Origin of the sequence: Pseudomonas sp. JDS08PS003, from assembly GCF_045013505.1 — a bacterium.
Lineage (GTDB): Bacteria > Pseudomonadota > Gammaproteobacteria > Pseudomonadales > Pseudomonadaceae > Aquipseudomonas > Aquipseudomonas protegens_B.
The window spans coordinates 5701769-5726390 of sequence record NZ_CP120724.1; the positions used below are offsets into that span (position 1 = coordinate 5701769).

Sequence of the window (24622 nt, forward strand, 5' to 3'; positions counted from 1 at the left end):
AACACCCCGATAACCGCTTACGGCAGGCGGCTACCAGGGCAATCGGTCGCTGATCAGTAACCGACGGTGAAACGCTGGCGGCGATGAGCCGGTTTTTCCACTTCGTCGATCAGGGCAATGGCGTAGTCGGCGAAACTGATCCAACTGCGACCTTGGGCACTGACCAGCAGATCGTCCTGGCCCAGGCGGAACTGCCCGGTGCGCTCACCCTCAACGAACTCCGCCGATGGCGAGAGGAAAGTCCAGTCCAGATCCTGCTCCTTGCGCAAGGTATCCAGGTACACGCCACCGGCGCTGGCCTCGGCCTTGTACTCCTCCGGGAAACCGGGGCTGTCGATGACCTTGCCGCCACCGGGCAGCAGCAGCGAACCCGCACCGCCCACCACTAGCAGACGCTTGACCCCGGCCTTTTTCACCGGGTCGATAATGGCATTGGCCGGGATGGTGGAAAAATGCGCGGCGCTGATCACCACGTCGTGGCCGGCCACCGCTGCCTGCAATGCAGCACTGTCGGCCACATCCACCTCGCGGGTGAGTACGCCGGCACGCTGGCCGATCTTCGCCGTGTTGCGGGCGATGGCGGTGACGCTGTGACCGCGACGCAGGGCTTCTTCCAGGAGTTGGCTACCGGCACGGCCGGTGGCACCAATGATTGCGATTTTGCTCATGACATGTCTCCAGTTGGCTAAGAGAGTACAGAGGCGTCCGCTCCCCGAAGGGAGCGGGTCAAACCGGTTTCACCACTTCATTTCGCCCTTGGCGACCTTGGCGCTCAGCTCCAGGGAGCTGTCTTCGCCCAGGTCCGGGTAACGCTTTTTCATGGCCGCGATCAGAGCAGCGGAGTCCTTGGCCTTGGCCGTCTCTTCATCGAAGGCCTTGATGTAGTCAGCGGTGAAGTGCACCGGGGCCAGGGAACGAGCGCTGTCACCGAGGAAGTGCCCGGGGATCACAGTCTTGGGCTGCAGGCCCTCAATGGTCTTCAGGGTGCTCAGCCAGTCCTGGTGGGACTGCGGGGTCTGGGTATCGGCCATCCATACGTGGATGTTCTCCGCGACCACCACGCCCCCTACCACGGCCTTGATCGACGGAATCCATACAAAGCTGCGGTCCGGTTGCTTGCCATCCAGGCCGATGACCTCGAGTTTCTGCCCTTCCAGAGTCAGGCTGTGGCCCTTGAGTACGCCGGGCACAATGGTCTTGGCCGGAATGTCTGCACCCATTTTCGGCCCCCAGAACGCCAGCTTGCCGTCCACCGTAGCCTTGATGTGATCCACCGTTGGCTGTGAGGCAACGACCTTGGCATCGGGGAAGGCCGTGGTCAGGGTGTCGAGGCCGAAGTAGTAATCCGGATCACCGTGGCTGATGTAGATGGTGGTCAAGTGCTTGCCACTGGCACGGATCTTTTCTACCAGTTGCTGGGCCTGGGATTTGCCGAACTGGGCATCCACCAGGATCGCGTCCTTCTTGCCGCTGACCAGTACCGAGGTCACCGGGAAGATGGCATTGGCACCCGGGTTGTAGACATCCAGTTTCAGGGTGGGCTCGGCGGCTGCGGCATGGGCGGCAAAGCCCAGGGTGGCGGTGGCCAGCAGCAGGCGTTTGAGAGAGGTGAATCCGATCATGAGGGCAGCTCCAGCATCTGTTGTCTTGGTTGGAAGTGGACAAAGCTTAGTTGCCAGAGTCGTTACAAAAAATGCGATGCTTGAACATAGTTTGTTTCTGAAAGCGGGCAAATCATGGATCGTCTCCAAGCAATGCGGGTCTTCGTCACCGTTGTCGACCTGGGCAGCCAGTCGGCCGCCGCTGACCACCTGGACCTTTCACGGCCGGTGGTTTCACGTTATCTGGCGGAGCTGGAGGATTGGGTCGGCGCCCGGTTGATGCACCGCACCACACGCAAACTCAGCCTGACGGCTGCCGGCGGCGAGATCCTGCCCCGCTGTCGGCAGATGCTGGAGCTGTCCAACGATATGCAGGCAGCGGTGGGCGAGCCTGATGACGCGCCCCGCGGGCTGCTGCGCATCAGCGTCAGCACCTCCTTCGGCCAGTCACAACTGGCGGATGCCGTGGCCGACTACGTCAAGCGTTATCCCGGAGTGAGCATCGATCTGCAGATGCTCGATCGCACCGTGAATCTGGTGGATGAGCGCATCGACCTGGCGATCCGTACCAGCAACGACCTGGACCCGAACCTGATCGCCCGACGCCTGACCGTCTGTCGCTCGGTGATCTGCGCCTCACCGGCCTACCTGCAGGAACACCCGGCACCACGCAGGGTGGAGGAGCTGAGCCAGCACAACTGCCTGACCCACTCCTACTTCGGCAAGAGCCTGTGGCATTTCGAACAAGACGGCGAGCAGGTATCGGTACCGGTACAGGGCAATATCAGCGCCAACGAAGCCAGTACCCTGTTGCGCACCACAGTGGCCGGCGCCGGCATCGCCATGCTGCCCAGCTACCAGGCCGGGGAGTACATCAAGCGTGGAGACCTGGTGCGCCTGCTGGCCAATGCCGAACCCCGCAAGATGAACATGTACGCGGTCTACGCCTCGCGCAAGCACATGCCGGCGACCTTGCGCAGCATGCTGGACTTCCTGGTGCTCAGGTTTCCCCAGGAGCCGCTCTGGGATGAAGGGCTGTAGACAACAGAACAAGCGCTCAGCACTTCGATCCACCGGCTCAATACCTCGCCCAACAGGCTGGGCGGCAGCCTGGCAAGCCCCCGCAACTGACCTATGCTGATATCAATACCCCTGAAAACACGGGGGTATTGGTTCAGAGGTCGTTGCCATGAACGTCAAGACAAGAAGGTACCTGGCCATTTTCATGACCTGCACCATGACCCTGGCGCTATACGGTACCGCCGCTTATCGCGTCGAGCAGGCCCGTATGCAACAGCGTAACTACGCCAGTTGCAACCTGGAGCGCTGCATTCCCCACAACGCCACCTTGAACGCCCTCAGGTGAGCGGCGACGCCCCGGCGCCCCCTGCCTGATCGGCCTTGAGCCGGTCGCGGAACACCTTGGGCGAAATCCCCTCGCGGCGTCGGAACAGCCGGGTGAAATTGGTGGGATCGGAAAAACCCAGGTCATCGGAAATCTCGTAGATGGTCATTCCGGTGTAGGTCAGCAGGCGCTTGGCCTCCAGCAGCTGGCGCTCGTGCATGATCTGCAGCGCCGGTTGCCCGGCCAGCTCGCGGCAGGTGCCGTTGAGGTGCGACACCGAGATGCCTAGCTTGTGAGCCAGGTCCTCGACCTTCACATGCTCGCGGTAGTGGGCCTCCACCAACTGGATAAAACCGTTGAAATACTCCCGGGCCCGCTGGGGACGCTGACTGGAACTGCTGCGCTGCAGTGCCTGGCGACCGACCCAGACCACAATCATGCTCACCAGGGCGTGCATGAGCATTTCCCGAGCCGGTTGCTGCCCCTGATATTCATTCTGCAAGGCACTGAACAAACCGTTCAGGTACTGCGCATCCTCCCGGGCCGGGTAGCTGCCAGACTTGGCCAGGGTATTTTCCGAGCGCCCCAACTGAGCTTGCATATGGCTCAACAGCGGCGCCGCCAGAGTCACGACATAACCTTCGACATCCTCGGAAAAACGAAAACCATGCACCGATAACGGCGGCAACACTTGGACCATCGGTTCGTCCAGCAGGGTCCGCTGGCCTTCGACCTCCAGTTCGGCCTGCCCTCGGAAGACGAACAGCAACTGGCAGAGGTCGGCATGCCGGTGGGGTTTGATTTCCCACTGGTGCTCACGACTGCGTTGGCTGATGGACTCGCAATGGAGCAGATCCGGGGTGGGCCACTCCAGGCTCTCGCCATAGAGTTTGAACACGGGAATGGCAGCAAGGGCAGGCTTGTTCATCACTACAGTCCAGGCCTCAGAGTAACGGGGAGGAGAATTGCACCGTTGGAAAAATGCTCAGGGCACCCGCCAGGATTCATCGACCCATTGACGGGTTCAGCCAGGAAAAACGCAAGCACCGGCGACACAAATGAACATTCGTACAGCCAGGATTCAGGGAGCCGGCACCGAACGCACACTATACAGAATGCGTCCCATTACACATCAACACCAAGTGCCACAAAGCTTTTCGAAAGTGGTGAATCCAAGACCCTTTGGCACAACGTCCACGGCTTGAACAACCTTCATGAAAAAACGCCGTGGCCTTCCTTGTGGCGTTATCCGATAGCTCCCTATCGAGTACACTGACGCCCATTACCGCCAGCCTTGCCGCTACGGATCAATCACTGCCCGCAGGTTTTTTCGTGACCCATTTCCAACAACCTGGCCCGCCCAAACCGGCCATCCGCAGCGTGCTGATCGCCCTGATGCTGGCGATCTTTCTCGGCGCCCTGGACCAGACCATCGTCGCCGTCTCCATGCCGGCCATTTCCGCTCAGTTCAAGGATGTCAGCCTGCTGGCCTGGGTCATCTCCGGCTACATGGTGGCAATGACCGTGGCAGTGCCTATCTACGGCAAGCTCGGCGATCTGTATGGCCGGCGTCGGCTGATGCTGTTCGGCATGGGATTGTTCACCCTGGCCTCGCTGTTCTGCGGTCTGGCCCAGAACATGGAACAACTGGTGCTGGCGCGGATCTTCCAGGGCATCGGCGCCGGCGGCATGATCTCGGTGAGCCAGGCCATCATCGGCGACATAGTCCCGCCCAGGGAGCGCGGCCGCTATCAGGGCTACTTCAGCAGCATGTACGCGGTGGCCAGTGTCGCCGGCCCGGTGCTGGGCGGCTACATGACCGAATTTCTCTCGTGGCGCTGGGTATTTCTGATCAACCTGCCCCTGGGACTGGGTGCCTGGTGGGTGGCTCACCGCACCCTGGTGGGGCTGCCGGTGCCCCAGCGCAAGCCGATCATCGACTACCTCGGCACCCTGTTGCTGATCATCGGCCTGAGCGCCCTGCTGTTGGGCATCACCCAAGTGGGCCAGGGCCACTCCTGGCGCAGCGCCAAAGTGCTCGACCTGCTGGCCATCGCCTGCATCGTCCTGGCCCTGTTCGTCTGGCATGAGCGCCGGGCCCGGGAGCCCCTGCTGCCAATGCATCTGTTTGCCAACCGCAATGCGCTGCTGTGCTGGTGCACGATTTTCTTCACCAGTTTCCAGGCCATCTCGCTGATCGTGCTGATGCCCCTGCGCTTCCAAAGCATCACCGGGGCCGGGGCCGACAGTGCCGCCCTGCACCTGCTGCCCTTGGCCATGGGTCTGCCCATGGGCGCCTATTGCGCCGGACGCCTGACCTCGGTGACCGGACGCTACAAGCCGATGATCCTGGGCGGCGCGCTATTGATGCCGGTGTCGATTCTCGGCATGGCCCTGGTGCCGCCCCAGGAGGTACTGCTGAGCAGCCTGTTCATGTTGCTCTGCGGGATTGCCGGTGGCATGCAGTTCCCTACCTCCCTGGTGGGCACCCAGAACTCGGTGGAGCAACGGGATATCGGTGTCGCCACCAGCACCACCAACCTGTTTCGCGCCCTGGGCGGCGCGGTGGGGGTGGCGCTGATGTCGGCATTGCTCCTGGCCTTGCTGCAGGATTCCAGCCTGGCGCATCTGAGTGGCGCAGGTCTGATGAGCGAGGGGCACTCCGGCAGTGCCTTGCTGGAAGGCCTGAACGCCGCGCCTGGCTCCGCGCGCGACGCATTGCGCAACGAGTTGCTGCTGAGCTTCCGGCATCTGCTGCTGGTCAGTGCCGCAGTCTCCCTGCTGGGGCTGGCTGCGGCGATTGCCATGCCCAATCGCCTGCTACGGGGCCGTGAAGACAAGGCACGTTGATCCTGATGCCGGCAGAGGCTAGCGTTCAGGACTCAAGGGCTGTAGTACCCCACGGCAACTAACAGATTCCCGACCTTGCGCAAGTAGGCATGCTTGTCCTCGATCTTGCCAGTCACCGGGTTCTTCCAGCGGTACTCGTATTCCCCCTGATCCTGGCCTGCCATCAACGCCAGGATCGGTTCGCCCACCGGTTTGCCCTCCGGGTCCTTGATCTTGCCGAAATCGGTATTGAGCAGACGCAGATTGGTGCCATGGGCCAGATAGCGGTGGCTGTCGAGGTCCACCACGAACACATACAGATCGTCTTCGAGAAACCCGCCACGCAAGTCATTGATGGCTTTGAGCGTACCCGGCTGATCGCTGCCCAAGGCCGTGGCCGCTCGCTCCAGCAGTGCCTTGGCCTGCTCGGCCGAGGCCCGAGGCAGGTAATACCCCACCGCCAGGATGCGCTCGCCGATACGCTGGAAGTACACATGCTTGCGTTCGATCTTGCCGTCGGCCCAGTTCTGCCAACGGTACTCGGCTTGCTGGATGCCATTGGCCTCGGGAATCTTCAGGGCGTCCTTGAACGCCTTGCGCAGATCCGGCCCCAGGGCTTCGGAGACATCTCGACCAATCAATGCCGACGAAGGACCGCCACTGGCCAGCATCACGCCCCGGGTGTCCACCACGAACACATAACGATCGCGGTCGACGAACTCACCCTGACGGCTGAAGGCCGCAAACGCCTTGTCACCCTGGTCGTGGTAATAGCGCAGGGCTTTTTCCAGCAGCGCCCGGGCCGCCACACCGTCATCGGCCGCCGGTACCGCCGCATGCAGCGGCCCCATGCACAGCAACAACAACCATCCCAGCCAGGTGTTTTTTTGCAACAGCCTCATCGCTCGCTCCTCGTTCCTGATGGCGTTTGAAGAGCGTAGACGGCTGCGGGACATGAGTGAATATTCAGCGCACTTTGGCCAAACAGTGCCCACCCACGCCATGCGTGGGTGGGCCTGACCGTTCAAGGACGGGTATTGATCTGCTGCTGCAGGTTCTGGATCTGGCTTTGCAGGGTATTGATGTTGCGGGTGACCTGGCCACGGAACGCATCGAACTCGGCAGTGCTGGCTCCGTTCTGGGCGGCGGCGGGACGATTGTCCTGCTCACTCTTGAGCACCACCAGCTCCTGCTCCAGGCGCTCGATGGCGGCGCTCGGGTTGCCCTGTTTTTTCAACGCGGCAAGGTCGGCACTCAGGCTCTTGAGCTGGGTATCGACCTTGCCGGCGTCCGTCTGGGCGCCTTTCAGGCTCGCCAGTTCAGAGTTCAGGGCTTTGACCTGAGCCTGCAACTGGGCATTGGCCGCCTGCTGCTCGGCAGTCTGGGCACTCATCTGCGCCAGGCGCTTGTCCAGGTCCGTGGCCTGCCCCGCCACGCCCTGCTGTTGTCGGCTCTGATCCTGCAGCCGGCTTTCCAACTGCTTGATCTGCAGCTTCAAGGCTTCGCTGTCAGTGGTGACATTGGTCTGGCTGGCCACCACTTTGCCGGAGATATCCTGCAGACGACCGGCGGCCTCTTCGCTGATCCTGGCGAAGCTTTCCTGAGTCGCCACCAGTTGCTGCTCCATCAGCGAGATCTGCTGAAAGCTCCACCAGGCAAGGCCGATGAAGGCAAAGAACAATGCCCCCACCAATGCCCACAATGGACCGGTACTGGGCCCCTTGGCCTTGACCACCGGAGCGCTGCGCGAATGCACGGTGGTGCGCTCACGGGCAGCGCTGGTGGCAGGAAAGACATCGTCATCGAGGGGATCGGCGCGCAGACTTGGAACGTCATCGAAGTCATCGTGTGCATCGTTACGCATGGGGCAACCTTTGTGAACCGCGGTGATGGCTGAATGCGGCGAGTATAAACCGCTAATTCACCCGGCCTATGGACCGGCCCGGGCAAACCGGGTTCAGTCTTTGATTTCAGCTTATGTCCTGAGCCTTCCACCAACTGCAGAACTCATCCAGAGCAGCCCACAAGCTGACCTTGGGCTCATAGCCGAGGTAGTGCCGGGCCCGGCTGATATCCAGGGTGAAGTTCTTGTTCATGACCTGCATCCCCAGGCGCGACAGGGTCGGCTCCGGACGGCCAGGCCAGAGTTTGCAGACCCCCTCGTTAAGCGCCGCCACGCTGTAGGCCAGGCCAAAGGAGCGATAGCGGGTGACTTGTGGCACCTGCATCTGACGCATCACGTAGTTGACCACGTCCCACAGCGGAACCGGCGCGCCGTTGCTGATGTTGTAGACCTTGCCCAGGGCCGAGCCACTGGCGTGCAAGCTACTGAACAGGGCCTCGTTGAGGTTGTGCACACTGGTGAAGTCGACCTTGTTCAGACCGTTGCCGACGATGGCCAGGCGACCTTTGCGCTGCATTTTCAACAGCCGCGGGAAGATGCTCATGTCGCCGGCACCGGTGACAAAGCGCGGCCGCAGCGCAATGACCTCAAGCCCGAACTCCTGGGCACCGAAGACCTTCTGCTCGGCCAGGTACTTGGTGGCTGCATAGGGGTGCCTGAAACGCTTGGGCACTTGCTCTTCGGTCAGCCCCAGATGATCACGGCCATCGAAATAGATCGACGGCGAGGACAGGTGCACCAGGCGTTGGACCCGCTGCTTGAGGCAGGCCTCGACCACATTCTCAGTGACCAGTACGTTGCCCTGATGGAAATCCTGATAGCGCCCCCACAAGCCCACCGCACCGGCGCAGTGCACCACGGTATCGACATCGCGACAGAGTTCGCGCACCAGGCCGGCATCGTTCAAGTCGCCCTGGACGAACTCGGCACCACGGCGCACCAGGTGATCCACCGCTTCGGCGCGACGGCCGTTGACCCGGACCTCCAGGCCCTGCTCAAGGGCAAAACGAGCAAAGCGCCCGCCGATGAAGCCGCTTGCGCCGGTAACCAGAATTTTCATGAATATTCCTAAGAAAGCAGTGACGAGCTACGAGCTACAAGCTGCAAGTTAAAAATCAGTGCGCAAGCTGTCTAGTTGCAGCTTGTGGCTTGACGCTTACGGCTGCTCCCAGGGCACCAGCCATTGTGCAGATAAACGTGCCAGGTGCTCGGTCAACAAGCCCAGCAATTGTCCGCCGTTGCGCCAATGATGCCAGTACAGCGGCACATCGATGGGTTTATCCGGCAAAAGCTCCACCAGCAAGCCTCGCTGAAGTTGCTCGCGAACCTGCAGTTCGGGCACCAGCCCCCAGCCCAGGCCAGCTTCAGTGAGGCGGATGAAGCCCTCGGAAGACGGGCACAAATGATGTTCGAAACCGCCATCGACACCCAGGGACGCCAGGTAGCGATGCTGCAGGAAATCGTCAGGGCCGAATACCAATGCCGGGGTTCGAGCCAACTGCTCGGCACGTACGCCCTGGGGAAAGTGCCGGGTGATGAACGCCGGGCTGGCCAGGGCACGGTAACGCATGGCGCCCAGCAGCAGACTGCGTGCCCCGGCCACCGGACGCTCACTGGCGCAGACACAAGCCGCCACTTCGCCTGCACGCATGCGTTTGAGGCCCACCGTCTGGTCCTCCACCACCAGGTCCAGGAGCAAGTGATGTTCGGCGCAGAAGTCAGCCACCGCTTCGGCCCACCAGGTGGCCAGGCTGTCGGCGTTGAGGGCGATGCGCAGGCGTTCCGGCAAGCCTTCCTCGTCCAGCGCCGGCACCAGGCTTTGCAGGTCCCGCTCCAGAAGGCGTACCTGCTGCACATGGTTGAGCAAGCGGCGACCGATTTCCGTGGGCGCTGGAGGCGTCACCCGCACCAGCACCGGCTGCCCGACCCGGGCCTCCAGAAGCTTGATGCGCTGGGAAATTGCCGACTGCGACAATCCCAGCACCTGGGCCGCCCGTTCGAATCCTGCCTGTTCGATCACCGCGGCCAGGGCGGAGAGCAACTTGTAGTCGAACATCAGTTTTCCTAATGAGTGATCAGCACTATTGGTTTTTCTTATACCGCCTGAAGCGAGAAAATAGCCAGCGTAAAGCCTCTGTAATGCTTCTTCGCTCAAGGATTTTGTTCATGGCCGGTGAAACCTCTCTCGCTACCCTGTTGCGCAGCATGAGCCCGCAGCTCAACGACGGCGAGTACGTGTTCTGTTCCATCACAGACCCCAGCCTGCTGCAGGACTGCGAAGTGCTGGGCAGCTTTCGTGAACGCGAGGGACTGACGGTCATCGTCCAGCGCCAACAGGCCGAGCGCCTGGGACTGGCCTTCGATTACGTGGCGGCCTGGATCACCCTCAACGTGCATTCGGCCCTGGAAGCCGTGGGCCTGACAGCAGCCTTCGCCGGCGCCCTGGGTCAGGCCGGGATCAGCTGCAACGTGATCGCCGGCTATTACCACGATCACCTGTTTGTCGGTCAGGCGGATGCCCGGCGAGCCATGCAGGTTCTGCAAAAACTGGCCGCCGGCGAGGAGCAATAGTCATGTGGCAAAGCTATGTAAACGGTCTCTTGGTGGCCGCCGGCCTGATCATGGCCATCGGTACGCAAAACGCCTTCGTCCTGGCTCAGAGCCTGCGCCGTGAGCACCACTTGCCAGTGGCGGCGCTGTGCGTGACCTGCGATGCCCTGTTGGTGGCGGCCGGCGTGTTCGGCCTGGCCACCGTCCTGACCCAGAGCCCGATGCTGCTGGCAGTGGCGCGCTGGGGCGGCGCGGCATTCCTGATCTGGTACGGCGCCCAGGCCCTGCGCCGAGCCTGCTCGAAACAAAGCCTGCAACAGGGCGAAGGCCAGACCGTGCGTTCACTCCGGGCTGTCATGCTCAGTGCCCTGGCGGTCACCCTGCTCAACCCCCACGTGTACCTGGATACCGTGCTGCTGATCGGTTCACTGGGGGCACAACAAACCGAGCCCGGCGCTTACGTGGTGGGGGCCGCCAGCGCTTCATTGCTGTGGTTCTTCACCCTGGCCCTGGGCGCCGCCTGGCTGGCTCCGTGGCTGGCTCGCCCCAGTACCTGGAGGATTCTCGACCTGCTGGTGGCGGTGATGATGTTCAGCGTGGCGTTCCAGCTGATCAGCGCTGCGTGACTTATTCCAAAAGGCTCTGGAACCTCTATCCCACACAGTTGTTGCGTGGTTAAGCCGCACCCCCGGTGCTATGATCCGAACCCTGCGCCGCAAAGAGTACAAACTCCCCGGCGCTTGTCTGGCCGCCCGTGATCGGCCTTGCGCTCACCGCAACTGACCTGATTAGGAGAATCATCATGGCTTTCGAATTGCCGCCGCTGCCCTATGCACACGACGCCCTGCAGCCGCACATTTCCAAGGAAACCCTGGAATACCACCACGACAAGCACCACAACACCTATGTCGTGAACCTGAACAACCTGGTGCCAGGCACCGAGTTCGAAGGCAAGACTCTGGAACAGATCGTCAAAACCTCTTCGGGCGGCATCTTCAACAACGCAGCCCAGGTCTGGAACCACACTTTCTACTGGAACTGCCTGGCGCCAAACGCCGGCGGCCAACCTACCGGCGCACTGGCTGAGGCCATCAACGCTGCCTTCGGTTCGTTCGACAAGTTCAAAGAAGAGTTCACCAAGACTTCCGTTGGCACCTTCGGTTCCGGCTGGGGCTGGCTGGTGAAGAAGGCTGACGGCTCCCTGGCCCTGGCCAGCACCATCGGCGCCGGCAACCCGCTGACCAGCGGCGACACTCCGCTGCTGACCTGCGACGTCTGGGAACACGCGTACTACATCGACTACCGCAACGTTCGTCCTAAATACGTCGAAGCGTTCTGGAACCTGGTCAACTGGAAATTCGTGGCTGAGCAGTTCGAAGGCAAGAACTTCGTCGCTTAAGTCCGTTTGCAGTGCAAAAAACCCGGCCTGGCCGGGTTTTTTTTTGCCTCTGACAAAGCGGGCATCTTGTCCCGCCCAACCGAGGCGCTAAGATTCATCTGATGTAAAAATCAACGCCGCCCCTCAAGTTGCAAGGCGTCGCTACCGACACACTATCCACAGCAAGAGCAATCCTGAATCTGATCACCCGGGCCTGGCCCGCAGACGTCCTGTACTCGGCATTAATGTCACTTTGACGGCCAACACGGGATTGCCAATACTCATGGCAACTTGACGCTACGCGCACGGAACAAGGAATAGCCCTTTGAAGCTGGAACTCAAAAACAGCTTGTCGGTGAAGTTGCTCCGGGTTGTGCTGCTGTCGGCACTCATAGTGGGCGTAGTCCTGAGCTGCGCCCAGATCGTCTTCGATGCCTACAAGACTCGGCAGGCGGTCGCTAACGATGCCCAGCGCATTCTCGACATGTTTCGCGACCCATCGACACAGGCGGTCTACAGCCTGGACCGGGAAATGGGCATGCAAGTCATTGAAGGCCTGTTCCAGGATGATGCGGTGCGCATGGCCTCCATTGGCCACCCCAACGAAACCATGCTCGCGGAAAAGTCCCGCGAGCTGCAGCATTCCTCCAGTCGCTGGCTCACTGATCTGATTCTTGGCCAGGAACGCACCTTCACCACCCAGTTGGTGGGCCGTGGCCCCTATAGCGAGTATTACGGCGACCTGAGCATCACCCTCGACACCGCCACCTACGGCCAGGACTTCATCATCAGCTCGGTGATCATCTTCATTTCCGGAGTCCTGCGCGCCCTGGCCATGGGCCTGGTGCTGTACCTGGTCTATCACTGGTTGCTGACCAAGCCGCTGTCGCGAATCATCGAGCACCTGACCACCATCAATCCCGACCGCCCCAGCGAGCACCAGTTGCCGCTGCTCAAGGGTCACGAAAAAAATGAACTGGGAATCTGGATCAACACCGCCAACCAGTTGCTGGCCTCCATCGAGCGCAATACCCACTTGCGCCACGAAGCGGAAAACAGCCTGCTGCGCATGGCCCAGTACGACTTCCTGACCGGTCTGCCGAACCGCCAGCAATTGCAGCAGCAACTGGACAAGATCCTGGTGGACGCCGGGCGCCTGCAACGCCGGGTCGCAGTGCTCTGCGTCGGCCTCGACGACTTCAAGGGCATCAACGAACAGTTCAGCTACCAGACCGGCGACCAACTGCTGCTGGCCCTGGCCGATCGCCTGCGCGGCCACAGCGGTCGCCTCGGCGCCCTGGCTCGCCTGGGTGGCGATCAGTTCGCCCTGGTCCAGGCCGATATCGAACAACCCTATGAAGCCGCAGAACTGGCACAAAGCATCCTCGACGACCTGGAGGCCACCTTCGCCCTCGATCACCAGGAAATCCGCCTGCGCGCCACCATCGGCATCACCCTGTTCCCGGAAGACGGCGACAGCACGGAAAAACTCCTGCAAAAAGCCGAACAGACCATGACCCTGGCCAAGAGCCGGTCACGCAATCGCTATCAGTTCTATATCGCCAGCGTCGACAGCGAAATGCGCCGGCGCCGGGAACTGGAAAAAGACTTGCGCGAAGCCCTGACCCGAGACCAGTTCTTTCTCGTCTATCAGCCACAGATCAGCTATCGCGACCACCGGGTGGTGGGTGTCGAGGCGCTGATTCGCTGGCAACACCCGGAACACGGCCTGGTGCCGCCGGACCTGTTCATTCCCCTGGCGGAGCAGAACGGCACCATCATCGCCATCGGCGAATGGGTGCTGGACCAGGCCTGCCGCCAACTGCGCGAATGGCACGACATGGGCTTCAGCGACCTGCGCATGGCGGTCAACCTGTCCACGGTACAACTGCACCACGCCGAACTGCCACGGGTGGTCAACAACCTGCTGCAGATCTACCGCCTGCCACCCCGCAGCCTGGAGCTGGAAGTCACCGAAACCGGCCTGATGGAAGACATCAGCACCGCCGCCCAGCACCTGCTGAGCCTGCGACGCTCCGGGGCGCTGATCGCCATCGACGATTTCGGCACCGGTTATTCGTCTCTGAGCTACCTGAAAAGCCTGCCCCTGGACAAGATCAAGATCGACAAGAGCTTCGTCCAGGACCTGCTGGATGACGACGACGATGCGACCATCGTGCGCGCCATCATCCAGCTGGGTAAAAGCCTGGGCATGCAGGTGATCGCCGAGGGCGTGGAAACAGCCGAACAGGAGGCTTACATCATCTCCGAAGGCTGCCATGAAGGTCAGGGCTATCACTACAGCAAACCCCTGCCGGCGCGGGAGTTGAGCGCCTACCTGAAACAGGCGCAGCGCAGCAACGCGGTGATCCTCTGACCCAGGCATCGCACTCGCCAGCTTGACCTGGCGCAATCCCCTACTGAATAAGAAATATTTACAGGCGCGACCCTTTACACATAATGCAAATCTTTCGCATTATGTTGCAGTTTTTGCGCGCCCCCGCGCCGTCCACTCCCCTCTCGAAGCAGGATGTTCGCCATGATTCGTATGCCTCTGGCTACCGCCAGTCTGTTGGCCATCGCTATTTCCCTCGCCGGCTGCGGCGAAGGCAAAGACGACAAGGCTGCCGCTCAAGCGCCGACCCCGGCCGCCAGCACTGCCACCCCAGCCACTGACGCTGCCGGCAAGGTCGACGAAACCGCGGCCAAGGCTGTGGTCGCGCATTACGCCGACATGGTGTTCGCCGTTTACAGCGACTCCGAATCCACCGCGAAAACCCTGCAAACCGCCATCGATGCCTTCCTCGCCAAGCCCAACGACGAAACCCTGAAAGCCGCCAAGGCTGCCTGGGTTGCCGCTCGCGTGCCTTACCTGCAGAGCGAAGTGTTCCGCTTCGGCAACACCATCATCGATGACTGGGAAGGTCAGGTGAACGCCTGGCCACTGGACGAAGGCCTGATCGACTACGTCGACAAGAGCTACGAGCACGCACTGGGCAACCCGGGCGCCACCGCCAACATCATCGCCAACACCGAGATCCAGGTCGGCGAAGACAAGGTCGACGTGAAAGACATCACCCCGGAAAAACTCGCCAGCCTGAACGAGCTGGGCGGTGCCGAGGCCAACGTCGCTACCGGCTACCACGCCATCGAATTCCTGCTCTGGGGCCAGGACCTCAACGGCACCGGCCCTGGCGCCGGCGCCCGCCCTGCTTCCGACTACCTGGAAGGTGCCGGTGCCACCGGCGGCCACAACGAGCGTCGTCGCGCCTACCTGAAGGCCGTGACCCAGCTGCTGGTCAACGACCTGGAAGAAATGGTCGGCAACTGGAAGCCGGACGTGGCCGACAACTACCGTGCCACCCTGGAAGCCGAACCGGCCGAAACCGGCCTGCGCAAGATGCTGTTCGGCATGGGCAGCCTGTCCCTGGGTGAACTGGCGGGCGAGCGGATGAAGGTATCCCTGGAAGCCAACTCCCCTGAAGACGAGCAGGATTGCTTCAGCGACAACACCCACAACTCGCACTTCTACGATGCCAAGGGCATCCGCAACGTCTACCTGGGCGAGTACACCCGTGTCGACGGCAGCAAGATGACCGGCGCCAGCCTGTCTTCCCTGGTGGCCAAGGCCGACCCGGCTGCCGACGCCGCACTGAAAGCTGATCTGGCGGCAACCGAAGCCAAGATCCAGGTCATGGTGGACCACGCCAACAAGGGTGAGCACTACGACCAGTTGATCGCTGCGGGCAACGAATCCGGCAACCAGATCGTGCGTGACGCCATCGCCGCCCTGGTGAAGCAGACCGGCTCGATCGAACAGGCTGCGGGCAAGCTGGGCATCAGCGACCTGAACCCGGATAACGCCGATCACGAGTTCTGATCAGCGCGGCTTCAGTAAAAAGGCGACCTGCGGGTCGCCTTTTTTTGTGCCCGCAGTGCTCCGTTTCCTACGCCTGAATGCTTCCCCGCAAGCTTGTCCTGGGTCAAACCAAACGATAATTCCTCTTATTCAATCCAGGCGGCCCTGTTAGACTTTGCGCCCTTGTTTTGCTCGTCTTGCAGGATGTCCGATGCCCCCGTCGCTGCTTCGCTGGTCCGCTCTACTCATGGCCTTGAGCCTGAGTGCCTGCGATGACGCTCCACGCTTTACCCAGGCCGAACCGGGGGAAGCCCGAGCCGGCGGCGCGACGACGGTCAACAAGGCCGATCGCAATGCCTTTTCCCTGCCGTCGGCCAACCTGCCACCGACCCGACGCCTGGACTTCAGCGTCGGCAACAGTTTTTTCCGCAGCCCCTGGGTGATCGCCCCCTCCACCACCACTGCCCGTGACGGCCTCGGTCCGCTGTTCAACACCAACGCCTGCCAGAACTGCCACGTCAAGGACGGCCGCGGCCATCCCCCCGCGCCTGATGCGCTGAACGCCGTGTCGATGCTGGTGCGCCTGTCGATCCCGGATACCCCGGCCTACGCCAAGATCATTGAGCAGGTTGGCGTGGTGCCGGAACCGGTGTATGGCGGCCAGTTGCAAGACATGGCAATTCCCGGAGTCGCCCCCGAAGGCCGGGTGCGGGTCGATTACGATCAGGTACCCGTACGGTTCAAGGACGGCACCCAGGTGGAGTTACGCAAGCCCAGGCTGCAGATCACCGACCTGGGCTACGGCCCAATGCACCCCGAGACGCAGTTCTCCGCCCGAGTGGCGCCGCCGATGATCGGCCTGGGGTTGCTGGAGGCCATTCCCGAAGCGGCAATCCTGGCCAACGCTCAGCCCGACGCCGGCAACAAGGCCATTGCCGGACGACCCAACTGGGTCTGGGATGACGCGCAGCAAAAAACCGTACTCGGGCGTTTTGGCTGGAAAGCCGGCCAACCCAACCTCAATCAACAAAATGTTCACGCGTTTTCTGGTGATATGGGCCTGACCACTCACCTGAGGCCTTTCGATGACTGCACCGACGCGCAAACCGCCTGCAAGCAGGCCCCCAACGGCAATGGCCCGGACGGTGAGCCGGAAGTCAGCGACAACATCCTGCGCCTGGTGCTGTTCTACACTCGCAACCTGGCAGTACCGGCGCGCCGCGATGTCGATTCGCCCCAGGTCCTGGCCGGCAAGAACCTGTTCTTCCAGGCCGGCTGCCAGTCCTGCCACACCCCAAGTTTCACCACCGCGGCCAACGCCGCCGAACCCGAATTGGCCAATCAGGTGATCCGCCCCTACAGCGATCTGCTGCTGCACGACATGGGGGAAGGCCTGGCGGACCACCGCACGGAGTTCAAGGCCAGTGGCCGCGACTGGCGCACTGCGCCCCTATGGGGCATCGGCCTGACAGAAACCGTCAGTGGCCACACCCAGTTCCTGCATGACGGCCGCGCCCGCAACCTGATGGAAGCGGTGCTGTGGCATGGCGGCGAAGCCGAAGGCGCCAAGCAACAGGTTCTCGCGTTCAATGCCGAGCAACGTGCCGCGTTGCTGGCCTTTCTGAATTCGCTATAAACACTCGACTCAACTGCTTTCTCCACAATAAAGGGAGCCCGAACATGTTCCGCCCCAAACTGCTGTTCACCAGCCTTGCCGCACTCGCCCTGGGCGCCTGCTCGCCCCAGGACCCACAAGCCGTGACCTCGGCCGCCATCGCCAAACAGGTGATCCTGCCAACCTACAGCCGTTGGGTCGAGGCCGACCGCCAGCTGGCCATCAGCGCCCTGGCCTTCTGTGAAGGCAAGACAAGCCTGGACACCGCCCGCGCCGACTTCCTCCACGCACAAAAAGCCTGGGCCGAGCTGCAACCACTGCTGATCGGCCCGCTGGCCGAGGGCAACCGCGCCTGGCAGGTGCAGTTCTGGCCGGACAAGAAAAACCTGGTCGGCCGGCAGGTCGAGCAACTGGTGACCGCCAATCCGCAGATCGATGCCGCGGCCCTGGCCAAATCCAGTGTGGTGGTGCAAGGCCTGTCGGCCTACGAGTACATCCTCTTCGACAGCAAGATCGACATGGCCGACAGCGTGCAGAAAGCCCGCTACTGCCCGCTGTTGACCGCCATCGGTGAACGTCAGAAACAACTGGCGCAAGAGATCCTGACGGGCTGGAATACCAACGACGGCATGCTCGCGCAGATGAGCAAGTTCCCCAACCAGCGCTACGCCGACTCCCATGAAGCCATCGCTGACTTGCTGCGGGTCCAGGTCACTGCCCTGGATACCTTGAAGAAGAAGCTCGGCACGCCGATGGGCCGCCAGACCAAGGGCATTCCCCAGCCGTTCCAGGCTGATGCCTGGCGCAGCCAGTCGTCCCTGCAAGGCCTTGAGGCCAGCCTCAGCGCTGCTCAAACCGTGTGGGCAGGTGTCGACAACAAAGGCCTGCGCGGCCTGTTGCCAGCCGATCAGAAGCCTTTGGCCGACAAGATCGACGCCGCCTACGCCGCTTCGCTGAAACTCTTCGCCAGCACCCAGCGCTCGCTGACCGAAATGCTCGGTGACGACGCTGGTCGCCAGCAGCTCAACGATCTGTACGACAGCCTCAACGTGGTCCACCGCCTGCACGAAGGCGAACTGGCCAAGGCGCTGGGGATCCAACTGGGCTTCAACGCCAACGACGGTGACTGATGATGCTGCGACGTCAGGCTTTGGCACTGGGCAGCCTGCTGCTCAGTGCGGTGACCTTGGGCGGCGGGACGCTGTTCAAGCAAAAGGGCAAACAGCCCTTGCTGCTTTCGGCCAGGGACGATGGTGACGGCAAGCATTACGCCGTCGGTTATCAGCTGGACGGTAAACAGGTGTTTGCCACCCAGGTCGGCCAACGTTGCCATGACATCATCAATCACCCGCAGTTGCCGATCGCCCTGTTCGTGGCCCGGCGCCCGGGCACCGAGAGTTACCTGATCGACCTGCGCAACGGCGCGCTGCTGCAGACCGTGACCTCGCAACCTGACCGGCACTTCTACGGTCACGCGGTGATCCACAAGGATGGCCAGTGGTTGTACGCCACCGAGAACGACACCCGGGACCCCGGCCGTGGCCTGCTCGGGGTGTATCGCTTCGAAGGCGAGCGCCTGGTGCACAGCGGTGAACTGTCCACCCACGGTATCGGCCCGCACCAGGTGTCGTGGATGCCCGACGGTGAAACCCTGGTGGTAGCCAATGGCGGCATCCGCACTGAAGCCGAAAGCCGGGTGGAGATGAACCTCGATGCCATGGAGCCGAGCCTGGTGTTGATGCAGCGCGACGGCACCCTGTTGAGCAAGGAAACCCTGGCCCAGCAGATGAACAGCGTGCGCCACATGGGCATCGCCAGCGACGGCACCATCGTCACCGGCCAGCAGTTCATGGGCGCCGCCCACGAGCCCTCGGAACTCCTGGCAATCAAGCGGCCGGGACAACCTTTCGCGGCCTTCCCGGTACCCGAACAGCAGTTGCAGGCCATGGGGCACTACACCGCCAGCGTCGCGGTGCACAGCGACCTGCGCCTGGTGGCTCTGACCGCCCCCCGGGGTAACCGCTTCTTCATCTGGGACCTGGACAGCGGCGCAGTGCGGGTCGATGCGCCCCTGCCAGACTGTGCCGGGGTTGGCGCCGTGGCCGACGGCTTCGTGGTGACCTCGGGACAAGGCCGCTGCCGCTTCTACGACTGTCGCCAGACACAGATTGCGGCAAAACCGCTGGATCTGCCCGCAGGGCTCTGGGACAACCATCTGCATCTGATCTGAAGAACCCTCCCCGGCCTTGGCGCCGGGAGCTTCGCTAGACGACAGGACAGTCATCTGGAACCCGCACGCGACTCGGAGTAATGTCTACCGGGCTTGTTTCCCGGGCTTTCCAAGGAAGCGGAATATGCTGCGTCGCCGCATGTTGATCATGTTGGGTGTGGTCCTGTTGGTCGTGCTGTTGCTAGCCGGCTACAAGGCGTTTTCGATCTACAAGATGGTCCAGGTCTACTCGGCCCCAAAGCCGCCCATCAGCGTGGCGGTGATTACCGCCGACGAGCGCCCCTGGCAAAGCCGGCTGCCCAGTGTCGGCAGCCTCAAGGCCCTGCAAGGGGTCAACCTCAGCCTTGAAGTCGCCGGTACGGTCAAGGACCTGCAGTTCGAATCCGGGCAGCAGGTCAAGGCCGGCCAACCGTTGCTGACCCTGGACAGCGCTGTGGAAAGCGCCCTGCTGGAAACCGCCCAGGCCGACCTCGGCCTGGCCCAGCTGGATTTCGGACGCGGTAGCCAACTGGTGGGCAGTCAGGCGATTTCCAAGGGCGAGTACGACCGGCTTTCGGCCCAGTTGCAAAAGAACAAGGCCACGGTCAACCAGCTCAAGGCCTCCCTGGCCAAGAAACGCATTCTCGCCCCCTTTGCCGGCACAATCGGCATCCGCCAGGTAGATGTCGGCGACTTCCTGGCCAGCGGCACGGTGATCGCAACACTGCAGGATCTGAGCAGCCTGTACGTGGACTTCTATATCCCGGAACAATCGGTGCCCAAGATCCGTCTGGGACAGACCGTGCAGCTCAGCGTTGCGGCGTTTCCCGGGGAGTCGTTCCCCGGCAGCATCAGCGCCATCAACCCCAAGGTCGAGAACAGCACCCGCAACGTGCTGGTACGCGCCACCCTGGCCAACCCCGAAGGCCGCTTGCTGCCGGGCATGTTCGCCGACCTGCAAGTATTGCTTCCCGACCCGCAGCTCAAGGTGGTGGTGCCGGAAAGCGCCCTCGCCTACACCCTCTACGGCAACTCGGTGTACGTGGTCACGCAGAAGAAAGCCGCCGACGGCAGCCTGGAGCAAGACTCCGAGGGCCGGCCGCTGCTGATCGCCGAGCGGCGCTTTGTCGACACCGGCGAGCATCGCGGCGGCCTGGTGATGATCAACAAGGGTGTGGAGAAGGGCGAACAGGTGGTCAGTGCCGGCCAGATCAAACTGGATAACGGCGCCCACATCAGCATCACCCCGGACAAGCTGCAACCGGAACAGCCGAACAGCCAGCCTCGCGCCGACTGATCAAGGAATCCCCATGGCCTTTACCGATCCGTTCATTCGCCGCCCGGTACTCGCTACCGTGGTCAGCCTGCTGATTGTGCTGCTGGGATTCCAGGCCTGGAGCAAGCTGCCCCTGCGCCAGTACCCACAGATGGAGAACGCCCTGATCACGGTGACCACCGCCTACCCCGGGGCCAATGCCGAAACCATCCAGGGCTATATCACCCAGCCCATGCAGCAAAGCCTGGCCAGCGCCGAAGGCATCGACTACATGACCTCGGTGAGCCGGCAGAACTTCTCGGTGATCTCGATCTATGCACGGATCGGTTCCAACAGCGACCGCCTGTTCACCGAACTGCTGGCCAAGGCCAACGAGGTCAAGAACAAGCTGCCCCAGCAAGCCGAAGACCCAGTGCTGAGCAAGGAGGCGGCCGACGCCTCGGCGCTGATGTACATCAGCTTCTCCAGCCCGCAACTGAACAACCCACAGATCACCGACTACCTCTCACGAGTGATCCAGCCCAAGCTGGCGACCCTGCCAGGCATGGCCGAGGCGGAGATCCTCGGCAATCAGGTGTTCGCCATGCGTCTGTGGCTGGACCCGGTGAAGTTGGCGGCCTATGGCCTGGCTGCCAGCGACGTGAGCAACGCCGTGCGCCAGTACAACTTTCTGTCCGCCGCAGGCGAGGTCAAGGGCGAGTACGTCGTCACCAGTATCAATGCCAACACCGAGCTGAAATCCGCCGAGGCGTTCGCGGCTATCCCGTTGAAAACCGATGGCGACAGCCGGGTCCTGCTCAAGGATGTGGCGCGGGTGGAAATGGGCGCGGAAAACTACAACGCCATCAGCTCCTTCGGCGGCGTGCCCTCGGTCTACATCGGCATCAAGGCCACCCCCGGAGCCAACCCGCTGGACGTGATCAAGGAGGTGCGCAAGCTGCTGCCGGAACTGGAAGCGCAACTGCCCCCGACCCTCAAGTCGGACATTGCCTACGACGCCACGCTGTTTATCCAGGCCTCCATCGACGAGGTAGTCAAAACCCTGTTCGAAGCGGTACTGATCGTGATTGTGGTGGTGTTCCTGTTCCTCGGCGCCTTGCGTTCGGTAGTGATCCCGGTAGTGACCATTCCGCTGTCGATGATCGGCGTGATGTTCTTCATGCAGTTGATGGGCTACTCGATCAATCTGCTGACCTTGCTGGCCATGGTCCTGGCCATCGGCTTGGTGGTGGACGATGCAATCGTGGTGGTGGAGAACATTCATCGGCACATCGAAGAAGGCAAGACACCCTTGGATGCGGCTATCGAAGGTGCCCGGGAAATCGCCATGCCGGTGGTATCGATGACCATCACCCTGGCGGCGGTTTACGCTCCCATAGGTTTTCTCCAGGGACTCACCGGCGCCCTGTTCAAGGAGTTCGCCCTGACGCTGGCCGGGGCCGTGGTGATTTCCGGGATCGTCGCCCTGACTCTGTCACCGATGATGTGTGCACTGTTGCTGCGCCGCGACGAAAACCCCAGCGGCCTGTCCCATCGCCTGGACCGGATTTTCGACAGCCTGAAGCAGCACTACCAGCGCCTGCTCCACGGCACCCTTGAGACCCGTCCCGTTGTACTGGTCTTCGCGCTGATCGCGCTGTGCCTGATTCCCCTGCTGCTCAAGTTCACCAAGGCGGAGCTGGCACCGGACGAAGACCAGGGCATCATTTTCATGCTGGCCACGGCGCCGCAACCGGCCAACCTGGAGTATCTCAATGCCTACACCGATGAGTTCCTGGCGATCTTCAAGGAGTTCCCGGAGTACTACTCCTCATTCCAGATCAACGGTTTCAACGGGGTGCAATCGGGGATCGGCGGCTTCCTGCTCAAGCCCTGGAACCAGCGCCAGCGGACCCAGATGCAGATCCTGCCCCAGGTACAAGGCAAACTGGCAGGCATCGCCGGCCTGCAAGTCTTCGGTTTCAACCTGCCGGCCTTGCCCGGCACCGGCGAGGGCCTGCCCTTTGCCTTCGTGATCAACACCCCCAACGATTACGAGTCCCTGTTGGACGTGGCCAACCGGGTGAAGAAACGCGCCATGGAGTCGGGGAAATTCGCCTTTGTCGACATTGACCTGGCCTTCGACAAACCCGAAGTGGTGGTCGACATCGATCGGGCCAAGGCCGCGCAAATGGGCGTTACCATGCAGGACCTGGGGGGTACGCTGGCGACCTTGCTCGGCGAGGCGGAAATCAACCGTTTCACCATCGACGGACGCAGCTACAAGGTGATCGCCCAAGTGGAGCGCGCCTATCGGGACAACCCTGACTGGTTGAATAACTACTACGTGAAGAACAGCAAGGGTGAGGCCCTGCCGCTGTCGACCCTGATCAAAGTCAGCGACCGCGCCCGCCCTCGGCAGTTGAACCAGTTCCAGCAGCTCAACGCTGCGACCATTTCCGGTGTGCCCGTAGTCAGCATGGGCGAAGCCATCGACACCATGCGCCAGATCGCCACGCAGGAGGCCCCCGCCGGTTACACCTTCGACTATGCCAGCGCCGCCCGCCAGTACGTCCAGGAAGGCAGTGCGCTCTGGGTCACCTTCGGCCTGGCCCTGGCGATCATTTTCCTGGTGCTGGCGGCGCAGTTCGAAAGCTTCCGCGACCCGGTGGTGATTCTGGTGACCGTGCCGCTGTCGATCTGCGGCGCACTGATCCCACTGTTTCTCGGCTGGTCGAGCATGAACATCTACACCCAGGTCGGCCTGGTGACGCTGATCGGCCTGATCAGCAAACATGGGATTCTGATCGTTGAATTCGCCAACCAACTGCGCCGGGACCAGGGACTTAGCGCCCGACAGGCAGTGGAGCAAGCCGCATCGATTCGCCTGCGCCCGGTGCTGATGACCACAGCAGCGATGGTGTTCGGCATGGTGCCACTGATCCTGGCCAGCGGCGCCGGTGCAGTCAGTCGCTTCGATATCGGCACAGTAATCGCCACGGGCATGTCCATCGGCACCCTGTTCACCCTCTTCGTCCTGCCCTGCATCTACACCCTGCTGGCCAAGGCGGACACCTGAATCCGGGACAAACAAAAGGCCTCGCAATGCGAGGCCTTCAGGTGGCAGTTTCAGGTCTTCAACTCTGGGGTTTCAACGCCTGGCTCATGCCGAACATGAACAACAGCAGTTCATGATCCGGCTTGACCGCCACCGAGCTCTTGGCCACCCGTGGCAACGGGCAATGTTCACCCTGAGCGGCACTGAGAACCTGCGTTCGCGGCTGCTCCCAGACAACCATGGCCAAGGAAGCAACTGCCAAGGCTCCTGCCAGGAACAAACCTCGTGCAATTTCTAGCTTCATAGCTATAAACCTTTGATGGGGCTGCCAAACACCGTTCTATAAAAGTAGTAGAGCTTTTGCCAGTCCGTGTCATTCCACGACGAATGGCGGCGCAGTTGCTTGAGGTCATGGGCCGCCGCCCGACGGCTGCTCAGGCGCTGGCGACACTTCTCGAAATCCAGCAATGCAATCCTCACCTGGGCCTGCTCGCCCTCGCCATCTATTCGTACAAAAACATGTTTGGAATACAGGCAGCCATGCTGCCAACGGCCCTTGTGCATACGCGCCAGGGTCTGCGCCAGTGCCTGCAACACTCGCTCGTGCAGCACTTCGCCGTGGCGTTCACGCTCACCTGCGGCATACCAGTTATCGATTTCCACAAAGCCGTCGAGCGCAGCGGTCACCAGCAGGGCCTGCCACTGATGCTCGGGGCCGCGCCGGGCGCCGCAGAACACCAGCTCCGGCACCTCTATATCCAGCAAACGCAGGCCTTGCAGGGCATCACGCTCACGCAGGACGGTCGGACGACCAAAGGGGTGTAGAAAGCTGCGATGAATGTGCCCGATCTGCCGCTTGGCATAGAGCAGGTGACCGCTGCTGCTGATCAGGCGCTGCACGCCGCTCTCACCGCCTCGACGCTTATTGGGTTCCTCGACCCATTCACCTTGTTGGTTCCAGAAGTATTCGAAGCAATCTGTGGGCACGGCATCCATTTCCGAAGCACATTCAACAGCCAT

At 61.9% G+C, this 24622-nt stretch carries 22 protein-coding genes; 13 read left to right on the forward strand and 9 right to left on the reverse strand.

The genetic code is table 11. The features are described from left to right. Nucleotides 1-53 precede the first annotated feature (53 nt). Both P7C00_RS25265 and P7C00_RS25270 read right to left on the reverse strand, forming a co-directional pair. On the reverse strand, nt 54-668 hold the full coding sequence (locus P7C00_RS25265) for an NAD(P)-dependent oxidoreductase (RefSeq protein ID WP_123726083.1): 615 nt from the start codon (nt 666-668) through the stop codon (nt 54-56). A 69-nt stretch (nt 669-737) separates the two neighbouring features. Beyond that, on the reverse strand, nt 738-1622 hold the full coding sequence (locus tag P7C00_RS25270) for an MBL fold metallo-hydrolase (protein WP_346632481.1): 885 nt from the start codon (nt 1620-1622) through the stop codon (nt 738-740). Between the two features lie 114 nt (nt 1623-1736). Between P7C00_RS25270 and P7C00_RS25275 the strand changes: the two genes are divergently transcribed. Further along, nucleotides 1737-2642 carry a LysR family transcriptional regulator gene (locus tag P7C00_RS25275; protein WP_404937552.1) on the forward strand — a complete coding sequence of 302 codons (906 nt, stop codon included), beginning with the start codon at nt 1737-1739 and terminating at the stop codon, nt 2640-2642. Nucleotides 2643-2790: 148 nt separating this feature from the next. Continuing rightward, nucleotides 2791-2967 (forward strand): hypothetical protein, encoded by a 177-nt coding sequence (locus P7C00_RS25280; protein WP_162884084.1) that lies wholly within the window; start codon nt 2791-2793, stop codon nt 2965-2967. Here P7C00_RS25280 and P7C00_RS25285 read toward each other — a convergent pair. Continuing rightward, a complete protein-coding gene (locus P7C00_RS25285; RefSeq protein WP_346632483.1) occupies nt 2960-3874 on the reverse strand; it encodes a helix-turn-helix domain-containing protein in 915 nt (304 codons plus the stop codon). The two genes, P7C00_RS25280 and P7C00_RS25285, sit on opposite strands and share 8 nt — an antisense overlap. 467 nt (nt 3875-4341) lie before the next feature. On the opposite strand from P7C00_RS25285, the gene P7C00_RS25290 reads away from it, so the two are divergent. Then, entirely contained in the window at nt 4342-5796 is a 1455-nt protein-coding gene (locus P7C00_RS25290) for an MDR family MFS transporter (protein WP_404940086.1), read from the forward strand. 32 nt (nt 5797-5828) lie between these two features. Here the strand turns inward: P7C00_RS25290 and P7C00_RS25295 are convergent, their stop codons facing one another. The 4 genes from P7C00_RS25295 to P7C00_RS25310 form a co-directional block, all read right to left on the reverse strand. Next, on the reverse strand, nt 5829-6677 hold the full coding sequence (locus P7C00_RS25295; RefSeq protein ID WP_346632485.1) for a cache domain-containing protein: 849 nt from the start codon (nt 6675-6677) through the stop codon (nt 5829-5831). A 122-nt stretch (nt 6678-6799) separates the two neighbouring features. Then, on the reverse strand, nt 6800-7639 hold the full coding sequence (locus P7C00_RS25300; protein ID WP_346632486.1) for an ATPase: 840 nt from the start codon (nt 7637-7639) through the stop codon (nt 6800-6802). A 106-nt stretch (nt 7640-7745) separates the two neighbouring features. Continuing rightward, a complete protein-coding gene (locus P7C00_RS25305; protein WP_346632487.1) occupies nt 7746-8738 on the reverse strand; it encodes an NAD-dependent epimerase/dehydratase family protein in 993 nt (330 codons plus the stop codon). A 96-nt stretch (nt 8739-8834) separates the two neighbouring features. Further along, nucleotides 8835-9734 carry a LysR family transcriptional regulator ArgP gene (locus P7C00_RS25310; RefSeq protein WP_404937553.1) on the reverse strand — a complete coding sequence of 300 codons (900 nt, stop codon included), beginning with the start codon at nt 9732-9734 and terminating at the stop codon, nt 8835-8837. Between the two features lie 110 nt (nt 9735-9844). On the opposite strand from P7C00_RS25310, the gene P7C00_RS25315 reads away from it, so the two are divergent. From P7C00_RS25315 to P7C00_RS25360, 10 genes are all read left to right on the forward strand, one after another. Further along, nucleotides 9845-10249 carry an ACT domain-containing protein gene (locus P7C00_RS25315; protein WP_346632489.1) on the forward strand — a complete coding sequence of 135 codons (405 nt, stop codon included), beginning with the start codon at nt 9845-9847 and terminating at the stop codon, nt 10247-10249. A 2-nt stretch (nt 10250-10251) separates the two neighbouring features. After that, nucleotides 10252-10854, forward strand: a complete 603-nt coding sequence (locus P7C00_RS25320; protein WP_102880727.1) for a LysE/ArgO family amino acid transporter — start codon at nt 10252-10254, stop codon at nt 10852-10854. Between the two features lie 176 nt (nt 10855-11030). Continuing rightward, nucleotides 11031-11627 carry a superoxide dismutase gene (locus P7C00_RS25325; RefSeq protein ID WP_123726073.1) on the forward strand — a complete coding sequence of 199 codons (597 nt, stop codon included), beginning with the start codon at nt 11031-11033 and terminating at the stop codon, nt 11625-11627. Between the two features lie 304 nt (nt 11628-11931). Further along, nucleotides 11932-13983: a putative bifunctional diguanylate cyclase/phosphodiesterase gene (locus P7C00_RS25330; protein WP_404937554.1), complete on the forward strand. Its 2052-nt coding sequence runs from the start codon at nt 11932-11934 to the stop codon at nt 13981-13983. Nucleotides 13984-14145: 162 nt separating this feature from the next. Then, on the forward strand, nt 14146-15486 hold the full coding sequence (locus tag P7C00_RS25335) for an imelysin family protein (protein WP_346632491.1): 1341 nt from the start codon (nt 14146-14148) through the stop codon (nt 15484-15486). Nucleotides 15487-15676: 190 nt separating this feature from the next. Further along, nucleotides 15677-17101, forward strand: a complete 1425-nt coding sequence (locus P7C00_RS25340; RefSeq protein ID WP_346632492.1) for a di-heme oxidoredictase family protein — start codon at nt 15677-15679, stop codon at nt 17099-17101. Nucleotides 17102-17145: 44 nt separating this feature from the next. Further along, nucleotides 17146-18210 carry an imelysin family protein gene (locus tag P7C00_RS25345; RefSeq protein ID WP_346632493.1) on the forward strand — a complete coding sequence of 355 codons (1065 nt, stop codon included), beginning with the start codon at nt 17146-17148 and terminating at the stop codon, nt 18208-18210. A gap of 2 nt (nt 18211-18212) precedes the next feature. Beyond that, complete coding sequence (locus P7C00_RS25350; RefSeq protein WP_346632571.1) at nt 18213-19310, forward strand: DUF1513 domain-containing protein; 1098 nt, start codon at nt 18213-18215, stop codon at nt 19308-19310. A gap of 124 nt (nt 19311-19434) precedes the next feature. Then, nucleotides 19435-20586: an efflux RND transporter periplasmic adaptor subunit gene (locus P7C00_RS25355; protein WP_346632494.1), complete on the forward strand. Its 1152-nt coding sequence runs from the start codon at nt 19435-19437 to the stop codon at nt 20584-20586. A gap of 13 nt (nt 20587-20599) precedes the next feature. Beyond that, a complete protein-coding gene (locus tag P7C00_RS25360) occupies nt 20600-23623 on the forward strand; it encodes a multidrug efflux RND transporter permease subunit (protein WP_404937555.1) in 3024 nt (1007 codons plus the stop codon). Nucleotides 23624-23681: 58 nt separating this feature from the next. Here the strand turns inward: P7C00_RS25360 and P7C00_RS25365 are convergent, their stop codons facing one another. Together P7C00_RS25365 and P7C00_RS25370 are read right to left on the reverse strand one after the other, a co-directional pair. Continuing rightward, entirely contained in the window at nt 23682-23906 is a 225-nt protein-coding gene (locus P7C00_RS25365; RefSeq protein WP_102860499.1) for a hypothetical protein, read from the reverse strand. A gap of 2 nt (nt 23907-23908) precedes the next feature. Continuing rightward, entirely contained in the window at nt 23909-24622 is a 714-nt protein-coding gene (locus P7C00_RS25370) for a lipopolysaccharide kinase InaA family protein (RefSeq protein ID WP_404937556.1), read from the reverse strand.

Excerpts from the sequence above, each read along its gene's own strand:
- P7C00_RS25265 (WP_123726083.1), bottom strand. The coding sequence starts at position 668 with ATGAGCAAAATCGCAATCATTGGTGCCACCGGCCGTGCCGGTAGCCAA.
- P7C00_RS25270 (WP_346632481.1), bottom strand. The coding sequence starts at position 1,622 with ATGATCGGATTCACCTCTCTCAAACGCCTGCTGCTGGCCACCGCCACC.
- P7C00_RS25275 (WP_404937552.1), top strand. The coding sequence starts at position 1,737 with ATGGATCGTCTCCAAGCAATGCGGGTCTTCGTCACCGTTGTCGACCTG.
- P7C00_RS25280 (WP_162884084.1), top strand. The coding sequence starts at position 2,791 with ATGAACGTCAAGACAAGAAGGTACCTGGCCATTTTCATGACCTGCACC.
- P7C00_RS25285 (WP_346632483.1), bottom strand. The coding sequence starts at position 3,874 with ATGAACAAGCCTGCCCTTGCTGCCATTCCCGTGTTCAAACTCTATGGC.
- P7C00_RS25290 (WP_404940086.1), top strand. The coding sequence starts at position 4,342 with ATGCTGGCGATCTTTCTCGGCGCCCTGGACCAGACCATCGTCGCCGTC.
- P7C00_RS25295 (WP_346632485.1), bottom strand. The coding sequence starts at position 6,677 with ATGAGGCTGTTGCAAAAAAACACCTGGCTGGGATGGTTGTTGTTGCTG.
- P7C00_RS25300 (WP_346632486.1), bottom strand. The coding sequence starts at position 7,639 with ATGCGTAACGATGCACACGATGACTTCGATGACGTTCCAAGTCTGCGC.
- P7C00_RS25305 (WP_346632487.1), bottom strand. The coding sequence starts at position 8,738 with ATGAAAATTCTGGTTACCGGCGCAAGCGGCTTCATCGGCGGGCGCTTT.
- P7C00_RS25310 (WP_404937553.1), bottom strand. The coding sequence starts at position 9,734 with ATGTTCGACTACAAGTTGCTCTCCGCCCTGGCCGCGGTGATCGAACAG.
- P7C00_RS25315 (WP_346632489.1), top strand. The coding sequence starts at position 9,845 with ATGGCCGGTGAAACCTCTCTCGCTACCCTGTTGCGCAGCATGAGCCCG.
- P7C00_RS25320 (WP_102880727.1), top strand. The coding sequence starts at position 10,252 with ATGTGGCAAAGCTATGTAAACGGTCTCTTGGTGGCCGCCGGCCTGATC.
- P7C00_RS25325 (WP_123726073.1), top strand. The coding sequence starts at position 11,031 with ATGGCTTTCGAATTGCCGCCGCTGCCCTATGCACACGACGCCCTGCAG.
- P7C00_RS25335 (WP_346632491.1), top strand. The coding sequence starts at position 14,146 with ATGATTCGTATGCCTCTGGCTACCGCCAGTCTGTTGGCCATCGCTATT.
- P7C00_RS25340 (WP_346632492.1), top strand. The coding sequence starts at position 15,677 with ATGCCCCCGTCGCTGCTTCGCTGGTCCGCTCTACTCATGGCCTTGAGC.
- P7C00_RS25345 (WP_346632493.1), top strand. The coding sequence starts at position 17,146 with ATGTTCCGCCCCAAACTGCTGTTCACCAGCCTTGCCGCACTCGCCCTG.
- P7C00_RS25350 (WP_346632571.1), top strand. The coding sequence starts at position 18,213 with ATGCTGCGACGTCAGGCTTTGGCACTGGGCAGCCTGCTGCTCAGTGCG.
- P7C00_RS25355 (WP_346632494.1), top strand. The coding sequence starts at position 19,435 with ATGCTGCGTCGCCGCATGTTGATCATGTTGGGTGTGGTCCTGTTGGTC.
- P7C00_RS25360 (WP_404937555.1), top strand. The coding sequence starts at position 20,600 with ATGGCCTTTACCGATCCGTTCATTCGCCGCCCGGTACTCGCTACCGTG.
- P7C00_RS25365 (WP_102860499.1), bottom strand. The coding sequence starts at position 23,906 with ATGAAGCTAGAAATTGCACGAGGTTTGTTCCTGGCAGGAGCCTTGGCA.
- P7C00_RS25370 (WP_404937556.1), bottom strand. The coding sequence starts at position 24,622 with ATGGCTGTTGAATGTGCTTCGGAAATGGATGCCGTGCCCACAGATTGC.